At 42.6% G+C, this 14,888-nt stretch carries 13 protein-coding genes and 1 tRNA gene; 10 read left to right on the top strand and 4 right to left on the bottom strand.

The genetic code is table 11. The features are described 5' to 3' along the window. Positions 1 to 46: 46 nt before the first annotated feature. Positions 47 to 328 (bottom strand): hypothetical protein, encoded by a 282-nt coding sequence (locus I3254_RS13695; RefSeq protein WP_102092006.1) that lies wholly within the window; start codon positions 326 to 328, stop codon positions 47 to 49. 469 nt (positions 329 to 797) lie between these two features. On the opposite strand from I3254_RS13695, the gene I3254_RS13690 reads away from it, so the two are divergent. The 7 genes from I3254_RS13690 to I3254_RS13660 all read left to right on the top strand — a co-directional run bounded on the left by I3254_RS13690 (position 798) and on the right by I3254_RS13660 (position 9,151). Continuing rightward, complete coding sequence (locus I3254_RS13690; protein WP_238053231.1) at positions 798 to 977, top strand: hypothetical protein; 180 nt, start codon at positions 798 to 800, stop codon at positions 975 to 977. 303 nt (positions 978 to 1,280) lie between these two features. Beyond that, positions 1,281 to 4,073, top strand: coding sequence for a DNA gyrase subunit A (gene gyrA / locus I3254_RS13685; RefSeq protein ID WP_238053230.1), 2,793 nt, complete (start codon positions 1,281 to 1,283; stop codon positions 4,071 to 4,073). A 176-nt stretch (positions 4,074 to 4,249) separates the two neighbouring features. Next, positions 4,250 to 5,320, top strand: a complete 1,071-nt coding sequence (rarD, locus tag I3254_RS13680) for an EamA family transporter RarD (RefSeq protein ID WP_201571225.1) — start codon at positions 4,250 to 4,252, stop codon at positions 5,318 to 5,320. A 240-nt stretch (positions 5,321 to 5,560) separates the two neighbouring features. Then, entirely contained in the window at positions 5,561 to 6,631 is a 1,071-nt protein-coding gene (gene rarD, locus I3254_RS13675; RefSeq protein ID WP_238053229.1) for an EamA family transporter RarD, read from the top strand. 193 nt (positions 6,632 to 6,824) lie between these two features. Continuing rightward, the gene (locus tag I3254_RS13670; protein WP_238053228.1) at positions 6,825 to 7,493 is read left to right on the top strand and encodes a glutathione S-transferase; all 669 of its coding nucleotides are present in this window, start codon (positions 6,825 to 6,827) and stop codon (positions 7,491 to 7,493) included. 94 nt (positions 7,494 to 7,587) lie between these two features. Continuing rightward, complete coding sequence (locus tag I3254_RS13665) at positions 7,588 to 7,899, top strand: hypothetical protein (RefSeq protein ID WP_238053227.1); 312 nt, start codon at positions 7,588 to 7,590, stop codon at positions 7,897 to 7,899. Between the two features lie 103 nt (positions 7,900 to 8,002). Continuing rightward, complete coding sequence (locus I3254_RS13660) at positions 8,003 to 9,151, top strand: ribonuclease Z (protein WP_238053226.1); 1,149 nt, start codon at positions 8,003 to 8,005, stop codon at positions 9,149 to 9,151. A gap of 40 nt (positions 9,152 to 9,191) precedes the next feature. On the opposite strand, the gene I3254_RS13655 is transcribed toward I3254_RS13660, so the two are convergent. Beyond that, entirely contained in the window at positions 9,192 to 10,139 is a 948-nt protein-coding gene (locus I3254_RS13655) for an ATP-binding protein (protein ID WP_238053317.1), read from the bottom strand. Between the two features lie 216 nt (positions 10,140 to 10,355). On the opposite strand from I3254_RS13655, the gene I3254_RS13650 reads away from it, so the two are divergent. The 3 genes from I3254_RS13650 (at position 10,356) to I3254_RS13640 (ending at position 12,550) form a co-directional block, all read left to right on the top strand. Continuing rightward, on the top strand, positions 10,356 to 11,381 hold the full coding sequence (locus tag I3254_RS13650; RefSeq protein ID WP_238053225.1) for a protein kinase: 1,026 nt from the start codon (positions 10,356 to 10,358) through the stop codon (positions 11,379 to 11,381). A 154-nt stretch (positions 11,382 to 11,535) separates the two neighbouring features. Then, positions 11,536 to 12,096: a DJ-1/PfpI family protein gene (locus tag I3254_RS13645; protein WP_277350412.1), complete on the top strand. Its 561-nt coding sequence runs from the start codon at positions 11,536 to 11,538 to the stop codon at positions 12,094 to 12,096. Between the two features lie 55 nt (positions 12,097 to 12,151). Beyond that, positions 12,152 to 12,550: a ribbon-helix-helix domain-containing protein gene (locus I3254_RS13640; RefSeq protein ID WP_101206182.1), complete on the top strand. Its 399-nt coding sequence runs from the start codon at positions 12,152 to 12,154 to the stop codon at positions 12,548 to 12,550. A 225-nt stretch (positions 12,551 to 12,775) separates the two neighbouring features. Here the strand turns inward: I3254_RS13640 and I3254_RS13635 are convergent. Both I3254_RS13635 and I3254_RS13630 read right to left on the bottom strand, forming a co-directional pair. After that, positions 12,776 to 12,860 (bottom strand) — tRNA-Leu (locus I3254_RS13635). Between the two features lie 208 nt (positions 12,861 to 13,068). Beyond that, entirely contained in the window at positions 13,069 to 14,856 is a 1,788-nt protein-coding gene (locus tag I3254_RS13630; RefSeq protein WP_238053224.1) for a sigma 54-interacting transcriptional regulator, read from the bottom strand. Between the last annotated feature and the right edge of the window lie 32 nt (positions 14,857 to 14,888).

Raw genomic sequence — 14,888 nt, 5'->3', positions numbered from 1 at the left:
GATCAATAAGTGAGAGGGTCAAATTAATAAAACTATTCAGTATTAACTAGCGTTTCAGGCGTCTGTTAATTACCCATTTAAAAACGACTTTCGCTAAAACAATAACGATAAATACCACGATAACAAACACCCACATACCATTGCCTTGTAGGTTTTCTTGGTAGGCTTTTGACAAGTATGCTGATAAAGCCATAGCGACTAAAAGTGCTCCCCAACGGACATAGGGTACAGCGCGATTGTTATGGTTAGGAAAGCTAGCAACATAATCGCTCGAAAAGCTGTATAGCACCATTGCTAAAATCCAAACAATTGCAAGAATGATATCCATAATAAAAGTAGCCTGTTAGGTCGTTATTTAAGTGCTATAAAAGATGAGGTAGTGTAGCGTTTAGAATTTTTTTGTCCAGTATCACTAAAAAATAACCGCATTAAAGTGGTTTAAATCACCATGTACTCATTAAAATAATATGATTTTGAAAGCTATTAGCTCATGGCAAAGCATTATGGTTATGAAAACAATATGACCATAACAACAATCAGTTCACGTCAGAGACAGTTGTAGGTGTTGTTGTATTGGCTAAATATTCTAAGCATCCTAGTTGTTTGGTCAATAGAGCTTATATGCAAACCACGTATGAGTTCTATATTCAAGATTTTAGCGTTAAATTAAATGTTATGTTGAATTTTAGATAGAAATATAAGTATCCACTCAGTTAGTCAAAATAAATCTTGTCGAACTGTAGCTAATGAGTATAGTATTTTTCTATTTAATATCCATCAGATATGGAGAATAAACAATGAAACCAATCAGCACAGCGGTACTCGCCCTAGTATTTGCCTTCACATCTATGAGCCAGGCCCAAGCTCGAAATACGCCTTGTTCAGGAAAAATGGGCGGGGTGTCTCATTGCTCAGCAGATGGTAAGTTCGTCTGTAAAAATGGCAAAATCAGCCAATCAAAAAAAACCTGTCATTAGAATTATTTTAGTGTGTGTCAATAATTCAAAATATCACTGCGAATGAACCGTCTAGCTTGATTTTAATGACGCTCAGAACCCCTAAATCAGCAAATTTGTGCTAAAATAGCTTCTTTTATTAAACATTGTTTTTAACAAAAACCGTATCACAGTTTTCTGGTTGTTTTGCACGTGCAGTAGTGTTTTTTATGGTGTCTATTTTGGTCATGACTGCCCATTTATGTGGCAGTATTTTTATATGATCTATGGGTGCCATAAGCGATGTGTCAACGTTAGAAAAAGAATGTGAGTGAAGGAGTGTATATGAGCGAATCGGTCAGTCCTATTGGCATCGTAGATGAACTAAAGCAGTCGTATTTGGATTATGCGATGAGCGTGATCGTCTCGCGTGCGCTGCCTGATGTGCGTGATGGGTTCAAACCTGTACACCGCCGCGTGATGTATGCCATGCACGTGCTATCAAACGATTATAATAAACCGTATAAAAAATCAGCACGTGTGGTCGGTGATGTTATCGGTAAGTACCATCCACATGGCGATATTGCGGTATATGATGCCATCGTGCGTATGGCGCAGGATTTCAGCTTGCGCTATCCAATGGTTGATGGTCAAGGTAACTTTGGCTCGATCGATGATGATCCTCCGGCAGCCATGCGTTATACCGAAGTACGTATGACCAAGCTGACTCACCAAATGCTTGCTGATTTGGACAAAGACACGGTCGATTGGGAAGACAACTACGATGGCTCTGAGCGCATGCCAAGCGTGATGCCAGCGCGTATTCCTAACCTATTGGTCAACGGTGCAACGGGTATTGCCGTTGGTATGGCGACCAATATGGCCCCGCATAACCTGACTGAAGTGATCAATGCCTGTCTAGCCTATGCTGAAAACCCACAAGTTTCAGCCGAAGAGCTGATGTCGCATATCTCAGGTCCTGATTTTCCTACGGGCGGTATTATCTATGGCCGCGCGGGCATTTTAGATGCTTATCGTACGGGTAAAGGCCGTTTGCATATCCGTGGTCGCTATCATATCGAGCCGATGAGTAATGCTGGCGTCAACCGCGATCGTGAGCGTATTGTATTTACCGAAGTACCTTATCAGGCCAACAAAGCCAAGCTGATCGAGCGTATCGCAGAGCTTGTTCGTGATAAAAAAATCGAAGGTATTAGCGAAATTCGTGATGAGTCTGATAAAGATGGTATGCGTATCGCTATTGATTTGCGTCGTGGCGAGACAGCTGAAGTTATTGTTAATAACCTATTTCTACAAACGCCGCTAGAGTCTAGCTTTAGTATCAATATGGTGGCGCTCGATAATGGTCAGCCAAAACTATTGACCTTGCGTCAGCTTATCGCTGCATTTGTCCGTCATCGTCAAGAGGTAGTGACACGCCGTACGATTTATGAATTGAACAAAGCCCGCGTTCGTGGTCATTTGCTAGAAGGTCTAACGGTTGCTCTAGCCAATATCGACGAAATTATCGCGACGATTAAAGCTTCTGCAAACCGTGGCCTAGCACGTGAAAGCTTATTAAATAACACGTGGGGTTCAGGTAGCGTCGTTGCGATGCTTACAGCTGCTGGTAGTCAGTCAGTACGTCCTGAGTTTATCGATGGCGAAGATCCTAAAGCGCCGTTTGGTCTAATCGAAGGCGAAGAGCGTTATCGCTTATCACTTGAGCAGGTCAATGCGATTTTAGATATGCAATTGCATCGTTTGACTGGTCTTGAGCAAGATAAATTGACCGAAGAATACCAAGACTTACTGCGTGAAATCGCGCATTTAGAGTCTATCCTTGGCGATTTTGATAAGCTGATGGCGATTATCTCTAATGAGATGATCGAGATTCGCGATAATTTTGGTGATGAGCGCCGTACCGATATCATCGATTCACGTATGGACTTTAGTCGCGAAGACCTTATCCCTGAGCAAACGGTCGTCATGACGGTATCGCGTACTGGCTACGCCAAAACTCAGCCGATTGATGACTATGTCGCACAAAAACGTGGCGGTAAAGGTAAGTCTGCCACAGCAATGAAAGAAGACGATGTAATCGATCATTTAGTCGTGACATCAACGCATTCTACGGTACTGTGTTTCACTGATAGTGGACGTGTCTTTAGCTTACGTGGTTTTGAAGTGCCGATTGCCAGTCGCGGTGCTCGTGGTCGTCCATTGGTCAATCTAATTGGTCTAAATAGCGACGAAACCGTTACAACCATACTACCAATTCCAAAAATTGTGGAAGATACATCAGTAGTAAGTGAAGTATCAGAAGTAAGCAATGATGACGATTCGGTAGAAGATAGCAACCAAGCAGAGCCACCTTTTGTATTCTTTGCTACGGCCAACGGTACAGTGAAGCGGGTAGAGTTGAAGCAGTTTGCCAATATCAGATCGAACGGTCTCATTGCAGTTGGTCTAGAAGACGGCGATAAATTGGTCAGCGCTCGTATCACTGATGGTAGCCAAGAAGTCATGTTGTTTGCCTCAAGTGGTAAAGCCATTCGTTTTGATGAGAATGATGCACGTGCGATGGGCCGTACGGCTAAAGGCGTCCGCGGTATGCGTCTGGCTACTGACGAATTTATCAAATCATTAGTCGTTATCGAAGATGATGTACGTGAAATCTTGATTGCTTGTGAAAATGGCTTTGGTAAACGTACCTTTATCGATGAGTTCAATACGCAAAATCGTGGGGGTGGCGGTGTGATCGCTATCAAGACCAGTGAGCGTAATGGCGCACTAGTACGAGCGACCAAGGTTGACTCTACCGACGACATTATCTTAATCTCTGATAAAGGTACGTTGGTTCGTACCCCAGTTGAGCATGTCGCTAGCTCTGGTCGTAATACGCAAGGCGTAACATTGATTCGTCTGTCAAAAGATGAAAAACTGGTTGCCATGGCGCGTGTTGAGCACGAAGAGAGCGATGACGAGCTTATCGATGCGATGAGAGAGGACGGTACGTTTGAGGTAGAAGGTCAGGAGCAGATAGATATTGATGCGACAACTGACAATACCGCAACTACTGACGTCGATGATGTGATTGATATTGCAAACGATCATAAACCAAATGACAATCTATAATAGACTAACTATGCATAAGACGATGACGAGTAATAGTCTTGGTAATTAGCTTTTGAGTCTAGTCTCTTAGCACTTTTCTAGAAAAAAGCCTCTGACGTTGTCGTCGGAGGCTTTTGTTTTTTAACTCTCATATTTTCAATACTGTAAATAAGGTTCTATTTTTTAAGGCTGTTGTTATGCTTACGACCAATCAAACTTTTCAGGGAACTGTTGCTTCGGTATCATCGAGCTTTTTATTCTCGATGATGTTTTTGTTTGGACTGTTTATGCTGCCCTTAACAGGGACGCAGGTAGCATCATGGCGTGTGCTCATGATGTTGCTCAGTTTGGTGATATTGGTCAGTTTGACTAAGCAGTGGCAACGTGTTTTTGATTATATAAAGACGCTAAAGACGCCAAAAGAATGGCTAATATTTATACTGCCTGCACCAATCCTAGGTGGACAGATTTGGTTGTTTATGTGGGCACCGGTCAATGGGTTTGGTCTCGATGTCACATTGGGCTATTTTTTATTGCCGCTAGTGATGATTGTGCTTGGTCGATTCTTTTACCATGAATATATGAGTATCTTGCAATGGGCTGCCGCGATATTTGCAGCACTCGGTATCGGCTACGATATTGTTCAGTATGGTTCAGTATCTTGGGTGACACTGTTTGTATGCTTGGGTTATCCACCGTATTATCTGCTACGGCGCACCCTTTCTGTACCACCTATTACGGGTTTGTTATTTGATTTGACGCTGTTGACACCAGTAGTGCTCATCGTGCTTTATATGACTGGCGGTTTTGATGTTGCAGCGCAAGACATGAAGTTCTGGTATCTATTGCCGCTGCTTGGTGCTTTTAGTGCGCTTGCGATGTCGCTGACGATGATTGCTAGTAGTAAGCTGCCAGTATCACTGTTTGGGGCGCTAAGTTATATAGAGCCGATGCTGTTATTCGTATTGTCTATTACTATTTTGAGTCAAAGCCTTGAAGAAGGTGGTTCGCTCTTTATGTACGGCATGATTACGCTTGCGCTACTGGTTATGATGGCTGATAGCATAAAAGGCTATCTCGTTCGTCAGCGTAATGATCGCTTGCATGGCTATAGAGAGCTTCAGATTGGCGGCTTTCCACCGCGTCGTCATTTTATCAATCAGCGTATCGATGGCGTGCTAAAAGCCCATCGTTTTCGCAAGATTCGTCGTTACCAAAAGAAGATGGATAAGATACAACAAAAAATCCAACAACTTGATGCAAAATAAGTATTTACCTGCATTAAATTTACTCAATTTAAAAGTTTAGACACTAGATGAACAGTGGCATTGCTTATTCATTCTGACTTTGACATAATGCCGACCATGATGTAAGCCTAGTACATCAAAAGCGTTCAACTTAGATTGCGCGACGACCTTATATGCAAAAGCCTCAGACGTTCTCGTCTGAGGCTTTTGTTTTTTTTAAAAATTGCCATGGATGTGCCCCAATCTTTAAAGGCTGTTGTGATGCTGACTACTAACCAAACCTCGCAGGGTACAATCACTGCCGTCGCTGCAAATTTTTTATACTCATTGCTGTTCTTATTTGGTCTACTGCTGCAACCATTATCAGGTACGCAAGTCGCTTCGTGGCGCGTGCTGACAATGTTTTTTAGTCTAGTACTGCTGGTAAGCGTATTAAAGCAGTGGCAGCACATTTTTGATTATTTAAAAACACTAAAAAATGCAAAAGAGTGGTTTTTATTTATATTACCCACACCGATTTTGGGTGCGCAAATCTGGATATTCATGTGGGCGCCAGTTAATGGTTTGGGACTTGAGGTAACGTTGGGTTACTTCCTATATCCGATGATTATGATCGTTGTCGGCAGGTTCTTTTATAACGAAGACATGAGCTTACTTCAGTGGGCTGCCATTGTATGTGCAGGTCTGGGTATCGCTTACGATATTTTTGAGTATGGTGCTATTTCTTGGGCGACTTTGTTTGTTTGCTTGGGTTATCCTCCTTATTATCTACTACGCCGTAAGCTTGCAGTACCGCCTATTACTGGTCTGATTTCAGACCTTGTATTGTTGTTGCCAGTGGTATTGGTCGCACTGTATATGAATGGTGGTTTTGAAGTAGCAATCACCAACCACAAGCTTTGGTATCTGCTGCCATTATTAGGCATTATTAGCACCGCTGCGATGTCACTAACGATGGTGGCCAGTCAGAAGTTGCCTGTTTCACTGTTTGGCACTCTGTGCTACCTTGAGCCAATATTCTTGTTCATATTCTCAATCGCAATTTTAGATCGTAACTTACATGATGGTGGCTCCATGCTGATGTACAGCATGATCTTTATCGCACTGCTGATTATGATTGCCGATAGCGCATTAGGTTATACGGCGCGTAAACGTGAAGACCGCTTACATGGCTACAATGAGCCACAAGTAGGCAGTTTTCCACCACGTCGTCGTCTGAAAAATCGCCGTATCAAAGGCGTGCTAATCGCGCATCGATTCCGCCAGATCAAAAAATATCAGCAAAAGATAGATAAAATGACGCGTAAGATTGAAGCATTACATTTAGATTAATGTTGAAGAGTACACCGTCTGAGATAGTATCGATTCGGTAGGCATAGTTTTCCAGCATGTCTGCCAACTCACAGTATTAAAGAAGTACAAATTACGCTATTATCGAGAGCAGTGGTGCCACAATCGATTAAACGTATGGTGCTATATCTGAGATATTATGCTGATTTACTACAATATATAACTAGGACGGTTTATGTTACATCTTCATCATTTAGCAAACTCGCGCTCGTTTCGTATTATCTGGCTGTTGGAAGAGCTCGGCGTTGATTATAAACTGACTTGCTATGAGCGCAATAAGGCATACCGTGCCCCTGATAGCTTAAAGCAAGTGCATCCGATTGGTAATGCACCGATACTAGAAGCAGACGATCGTGTGCTGATTGAGTCAGGGTTTATCATTGAGTATTTGATTAAGCACTATGATAAAGAAAAGCAGTTCAAACCTGACGATAATAACGAAGCAGCGTGGGAAGCCTACACGTTTTGGCTACACTTTGCAGAGGCTTCATTGATGCCACTGTTGGTCATGCGTTTGGTATTCACCAAAGTAGTGTCTCAATCGCCGATGCTAATCAAACCTATCAGCAAAAAAATCCAAGGTCAGATTGAAAAGAACATGATCAGTAGCGGTTTGCAGAAGATGCTAGATATGATGGAGCGTCATCTACATGAAAACCATTGGTTTGCAGGTAGTGAATTTAGCGCCGCTGATATTCAAATGCATCTTGCGGTCTTAGGTGCCAATGCTGGTGCAGGTTTAGATCAGAGTAAATATACCAATCTTTTGAACTGGCTCAAACGCTGCGAAGAGCGAGATGCCTTTAAGCGAGCAGAAAAAAAGGGCGGCCGTCTGAATTTCTAGAGGATACTGGTATAATCATCTCTCAACGCTTAAGTAGCCATGTAGACCAAAGGCTTTGTTTATGAATAAACAAAGCCTTTTTTAGGATAATGTTATGACAGATCTAAATACCTCGAATAAAGACCATCTGAAACAAGATAGCCTAGATAAAGACGATAATCAGTCAGCAACTCAAACATCACTCAATAAGCAAAATATCAGTATGCAAGAAAATAATAGACAACAGATTAATAGCCAACAAGTCTCTATCAAATCGTGGTCACAGAAAATTCTAGTGGTAATTCTATGTGCAGCGAGCTTTTATGGTGGCTGGAAATCTTACGAATCGAATATGGTAAATGAGTGCACTGCCAATGGTGGGCAAATGGTTGAAGGTCAAAAGACCATGATATGCCAATTGTCATAGCTAAGGTATATCCTCCGTTTATTCTACCTCTGTAATCGTTTTAGAGTGAAGAGACGCTCTCGTACTTCTGAGCCAGTATTCCTGATAAATAAAAGGCATCATTATGCTAAAGCTAACTTTTTTGGGTACATCTGCAGGTGTACCGACCAAACAGCGTAATGTGACTGCACTGGCAATAGAGTGTCTGAATCCGCATACCTCTGGCGTACAGCAAGGAAGTCGTCAACAGAACAATCAGAGTAAGAAATCGCGCCCATGGGTGCTGATTGATTGCGGAGAGGGCACACAGCAGCAACTGCTACATACCAAATTCTCCTTACATCAACTGGCTGCTATTTGTATCACTCATGTGCATGGTGATCATTGCTACGGTCTACCAGGGCTATTAGCAAGCGCTGCTATGTCAGGACGCCGTGAACCATTAACTTTGATTGCCCCAAAAGCGATTGCTACTTTACTTGATGCCATTACCGTCACTACAGAGCTGTATCTACCCTTTGCTCTCAATTTTATAGCGATTGAAGAAGTGTTAGCTGAGCAAGGTGATACGAACAAAGTTAGCATTAGCTTAAGCGACCAACATCAGCTTGATATTGATATCACGCGGCTATCACATCGGGTTGCTTCTCATGCCTTTGGTATTACTCAGACTATTAGCCGCCGCATCCTTAATACAGATAAGCTTGTGGCAGATGGTATTCCAGCAAGTGCACTATGGGGCAAGTTACAGCAAGGAGAAGATGTCACGACTGAGGATAATAGGCAATTGCACTCAGCAGATTATGTCGACGATGAGGTACAGCGGACGCGAGTGGTGATAGCAGGAGACAATGATACGCCAAACTGTTTGCGCAAAGCCGTTGTCAATGCGGATTTATTGGTGCATGAAGCGACTTATACCCATGAAGTACTGACTAAGATTCAAGCTAAAAATCCAGACTATGACCCAATGCATAGCAGTGCGCATGTGGTGGGCATATTCGCGCAAAAGATGAACCTGAAAAACATTATTTTGACCCACTTTAGCGCTCGCTATCAGAACTTTGATAATCCAGATAGCGAAACGCCAAATATGGCATATATTCGTTTAGATGCTGAGAGCGTCTACAAAGGCAATCTATGGCTGGCGGCAGATTTTGACCAATATATGGTTGATGGTGCAGTTGGGTCGGCAAGCAATCAAGAGAGCGGTCAAGAGGGCAGTCAAGAGTCCAACCGCGTGCAGTATATAGGCTCTGCACGCAGTGACTAGATATGGCTAAGCTTAGATATGATTTAGCGTCAAATATGACCTAGCTTTTACTGTCTTCGATAGCTAGTTGTGTTTCACCACTCCAAAATCGGCTAAATTGATAAGCAACTCGTCCTGAGCGACCACCACGTTCAGAGGCCCAACGTAGCGCATCCTTTCTAACCTTATCAGGCATAGACTGACTTTCCAAAATGTCCTTAGCATCATTATCTATATCAGCTGAGATTTTCTGCTGCTCTAAATTCAGATAATGCTGAACGATTTGCAGATAAGTCTGCTGATCCATAGGATGGAAGGTGAGGGACAAACCGAATCGATCTGATAATGACACGGTTTCATCAATGGCCTCATAGGGATTGACTTCATCCGTCTGCCCATTATAAATATCGACATTGTCTTTCATCATCTGCGGTAGCAAGCGACGACGATTACTGGTGGCGTAGACCAGTAGTTTGTCTTGCTCAGAGTCTAGCGAGCCATCAAGTACGCTCTTTAGCGCACGATAGCTTTCGTCTTGACCATTAAAAGCGAGGTCATCACAGTATACGATATAGCGGCAATGACAATCTGCTGGTAGGGCATTAATAGCAGCACGAATCTTATCCAATACTTGCAGATCATCGCGCGCAACCTCGATAATACGCAAGCCTTCACTATGATGGGCTTGTAGCAAAGCGCGAATCAATGATGACTTACCGGCACCGCGTGTGCCTGACATCAATACATGGTTGGCAGGGTAACCTTTAATAAACTGACGGGTGTTTTGTACCAGTTTCGATTTTTGCGTATCGATACCATGCAAGTCATCTAAGCTCAAAAACAAATTGACCGACAAAGGCTGGAGGTGACCAGTGCGTCCACCAACCCAGCGATAAGCAAGCTGGCTCGGATCGATTTCAATAGTTGGTGTGACTCGCTCGTGTAAGTACTGACTGAGTAAGTCTAACAACGGTGCGGGTAGGGCATAAGTAGGCTGATCAGATGGCATGGTTGGGATAGTTGGTTGTGACATAGGGGCTCTAGCAATTAAGGTTGTCTTTAATACCATACCCAAAAATACAATTAACGCTGCTGAAATTTCAGTGCCTACAATCTTAGTACCTATTAATCGTAGTACTTGTAACCATTATTCGCGCTATTATTATTTTTGGAAATGATACGAATGAGAAGGCAATAATCTCACTATATTATGAGAAACAATACCATGGAAAATAGTGCCAGTAATCCGTCTATTACGCAAGCCTTGCAAGCTCAAGCAATGCAGCTATTGCCCATTATTTCCCAAGAACTGGACGCACAGCATTTTAGTGAGATAGTGCATCAACGTATTGCTCAGCAAAGCACAGAACAAACGCAAGATATCAAAACGCAAAATATCGACAATACTTACTTCCAAGGTTTAACACGTGCCCAGCATCCACAATTTGGTAGCGTGATGATTAAATGGCAGTTGAGTGATGGCGTTTATCCTATCGCTTCTGATTTAACTCATGAAGCGGATATTTTAGCTGCTGTAAATGCTTCATTAAAAATCAAAGATAACGTTATCGCACCACCACTATTGGCTCATCATTGCGTGGATGTTCAGATACTATCGCAGTTGCAACGACTAGTTATAGTAGTCACACCTTATTACTCTAATGGTAGCTTGGCGAGTCAACTGACCGCTTCAAAACATCTGTCACTAATAGCATCACAAAAGCATCATTTCATCATGAAGTCTGCATACTTGATAGCTAATTTGCATCAGGCTGGCTGGTTACATAATGATATTAAGCCCAGTAATATTTTGATTGAAGGTTCTGACGATGAATGGCCCGCAGATACCATGAGTAATAGTCTGACTCCTAGATTGTTACTCACTGATTTTGCTTTATCACAATGTATGACGATGGCTAATAGCCAACCAAATCCTGCCGGTACACCAGCGTATCTCGCACCTGAGCGTTGGCAAGGACAGAGTGCCACTGTGCACAGTGATATTTATGCGTTTGGCGTAATGATGGTTGAGATACTAACAGGCAAACGCCCGTTTCAGATAAATGCCGACAGCCATGATAAATCGAAAGCGTGGGCGATTCAGCATTGCCAACAACCTATTCCAACGTTACCAGCAGAATATAGTCACTATCAATATATTGTCGACAAATCATGGGCTAAACAAATAGAGAGGCGGTATCAGGAGATGGATAAGATATTGATAGATTTGAAGTTATTAGACAACAGCTGAATTTATGATTTTATTTTAAAAAGTGATTGTTTGTAGTATTCACATATTACCTAGTCGTTGTTTTTTATGTTTGAATGGATATTCAGGCTCATTTTAAGCGAAGTCGCTATAAACTAATTTGGGTTTCCGTATTTCATTACAATACAGTGAGAATATCATGGCTAAAGTACTTATCATTACCGGTGATTTTGTTGAAGACTATGAAAACATGGTTCCGTTCCAAGCGCTTCTAGCGATGGGGCATGAGGTTGATGCGGTCTGCCCAGATAAGGTTGCAGGTGATAGCATTGCTACCTCAATACACGACTTCGAAGGTGATCAAACTTATACCGAAAAACGCGGTCATAATTTTGTTCTTAATGCGTCTTTTGCTGATATCAATGTAGAAGATTACGATGCTTTGTATTTGCCGGGTGGACGTGCGCCAGAATACTTGCGTTTGAATGCTAAGGTCATTGCAATGATTCAGCATTTCGCAAATACTGATAAACCGATTGCATCGGTTTGCCATGGGCCACAAATGCTGACGGCTGCTGGCGTATTAAAGGGTAAAAAGGTATCTGCTTATCCTGCGTGTCAGCCAGAAATAGAAATGGCTGGCGCTGAGTATGTCAAGTTACCTATGGATGGTGCTATTACCGATGGACAACTGGTAACGGCTCCTGCGTGGCCTGCCCACCCAGCGATGCTGAAGCAATTTGTTGCTTTGCTATAATCTTTAATTAGGGTCTGTTGAATATTCAATAGACCCTAGCATCAAGAGAGGATATATGTGCCAATTGTTTATTAGTGCTGACGACAGTTTGTGGAGCTCTAAAACCAAATCACTTCGAATTCAGGGAGTAGTCACCTCAATTCGTTTAGAAGTGTTTTTCTGGGATATATTAGAAGAGTTGTCATTTCGGGATCAAATGACGGTTAATCAGCTGATCACTAAGCTATACCTTGAATCTCTCGATGCTGATCATGATATTGGTAATTTCACCTCTTTTTTAAGAGTTTGTTGTTCTCGTTATTTATCCTTAATAGCTGATGGCGATCTTTCTCGCGAAACAGCATTACCTTTAGAAAAGGTCGATGCAAAAAATATCATTGAACGTGAAAACCTCCGTAAAAATCAACGCAGTGCCTTATTCAATGACAGTGAGAAAAATCCCTCTGTTCATTAGAACATCCCCTAGTTATGCCTATAGCAAGTGTATGAAAGCATTGATGCAGCGGGTAGAGAGGCGCTATCAGAGTATGGATGAGGTGTTGAAGGACTTAGAAAGGTCATAAAAACAGATTAATACATCTGGGGAGTTATTTGATAGTTTTAACACCAAATTCCAGACACAAAAAAACCTGCTAAAAAGCAGGTTTTGATATTTGGTCTAAGATGTACTATCCGAAAATGGTGGGGCTGGAGAGACTCGAACTCTCACACCTTGCGGCGCCAGAACCTAAATCTGGTGCGTCTACCAATTCCGCCACAGCCCCATTTTCGTTACTCTATCATCAAAAGCGATTAAACTCAAACGCTATCTAGATAGTTAACTGATTCGGTAGTGCGTCTCAGTGGTTGGCTATTATATAGAGTTTTAATTTTTTGGCAACCCCTATTTGCAATTATTTAGCATTTATTTTCGATATTAATTTTAAGTAATTGATATTAATAATAATTTAATATCATGTTTTATGCGTTTATTTACTCTTTAGTTGGTACTCTCGGGGCAGAGATATCCAACTGCTGCAATTTGCGCGTCAGAGTATTGCGTCCCCAACCAAGTAAGCTCGCGGCTTCTATCTTTTTGCCGCCGCTATGATTGAGTGCTGCTGTTAATAAAACACGCTCAAACTCAGGGGTTGCTGTTTGCAAAATATCAGTTTCCCCCGTGCTTAACGACTGCTCAGCCCAATCAGCCAATGCTTGCTGCCAACTTTGGTTTTTAGGCAACTGGCTACTTTGATGACTGTTTAACGCACTGCCATTTAATGATCTACCATTTAACACATTGCCATTTTGTGCCAAATGCTCTTGAGCGTCTTCCTCTGTTGGGCCGTGCTCTTCATAAAGCACCGTATTAGGTGAGATGTTTTCAAGTAGCTCTGGTGGCAAGTCTGTCGCCATCACAGTGTCACCAGTAGCCATGACCGTGAGCCATAAACAGACATTTTCTAATTGACGTACGTTACCGCGCCAGTCAAACGTCTGCATAATTTGCAATGCGGCAGGATGTAAATGCTTTGGAGTGGTATTCATTTGCTCTGCGGCAGACTGCATAAAGTAGAGGGCTAATGCAGGAATGTCTTCAGGGCGTGTACGTAGTGGCGGTAGGGGTAATCGAATGACATTGAGGCGATAAAATAAGTCTTCGCGGAATCGGCTTTGTTTTACCAGCTCTTCTAAGTTTTGGTGGGTGGCTGCGATGATACGTACATCGACCTTTATTGGCTGCTGACCACCAACACGATAAAATTCACCATTGGCCAGTACGCGTAACAGCCTTGTCTGAGTGCTAAAAGGCATGTCACCGATTTCATCTAAAAATAGAGTACCACCGTCTGCCTGCTCAAAACGGCCTTGACGCATCGTCGTTGCACCAGTAAACGCACCTTTTTCGTGACCAAATAGCTCAGACTCGATCAAGTCATGCGGTATGGCTGCCATATTAAGTGCAATAAATGGTTGTTGCTTACGCGGGGAGTGCTGATGTAGAGCACTGGCTACCAACTCTTTACCTGTTCCAGACTCGCCAGTGATTAAGACGGAAATGGGGGATTGAGCCAGTCTGCCAATAGCACGAAACACCGTTTGCATGGCTGGTGACTGTCCAATGATGCCGCTAGGGTTCCTATTACTTTTGCCTTCGACGGCACCTTTGTTCTTATTGTCTTTGGTTGTCTTACTGGCAGGTGCTGCTTTAGATTTCATCAGGTCTTCGGTGGAAGTGTCAGACGTTGTATTGGTATTGGATTCATCTAAAAGGGAAACAGTTGTTGTTTCTAAATTGGGCTGATAATTGATGGCTTTATAAATCGTTGCAACCGCGTCATCTAAGTCAAAAGGCTTGGGCAAGTATTCAAAAGCCCCTGTCTGATAGCTATTGATAGCAGAGGTTAGGTCTGAGTGTGCCGTCATAATTACGATTGGCATTTTAGGGAAGTGCTGATGGACCCAGTCGCTAAAAGACAATCCATCCATCATTGGCATACGAATATCGGTCAGTATGACGTCTGGTAATTGCTCGGCTGACTCTTGCTGTTTTAACACATCGTTAAGGCGAGTCCATGCTGCTTGTGCTTGGGTAAAACTGATAACGGTCAATCCAGCATCTTCAAACGTGTCTGCCAACACCATACGTAGGGCTGCATCGTCATCGATTAACCACAATGTTGCAGGGTGGTCGCTGGGTGCATTATTCACAGTTACTATTTGTGATTGTGTTGATTGATCATCGCTTTTAGGTTGGAGGTCGTCGCTATATTCAGTCATGTATTGGGCCTAATCAGCAATTATTGATAGTA

It is taken from the genome of Psychrobacter sp. Ps2, assembly GCF_022129405.1.
Taxonomy (GTDB): Bacteria; Pseudomonadota; Gammaproteobacteria; order Pseudomonadales; family Moraxellaceae; genus Psychrobacter.
This window is presented reverse-complemented; position numbering and strand designations above follow the sequence as displayed.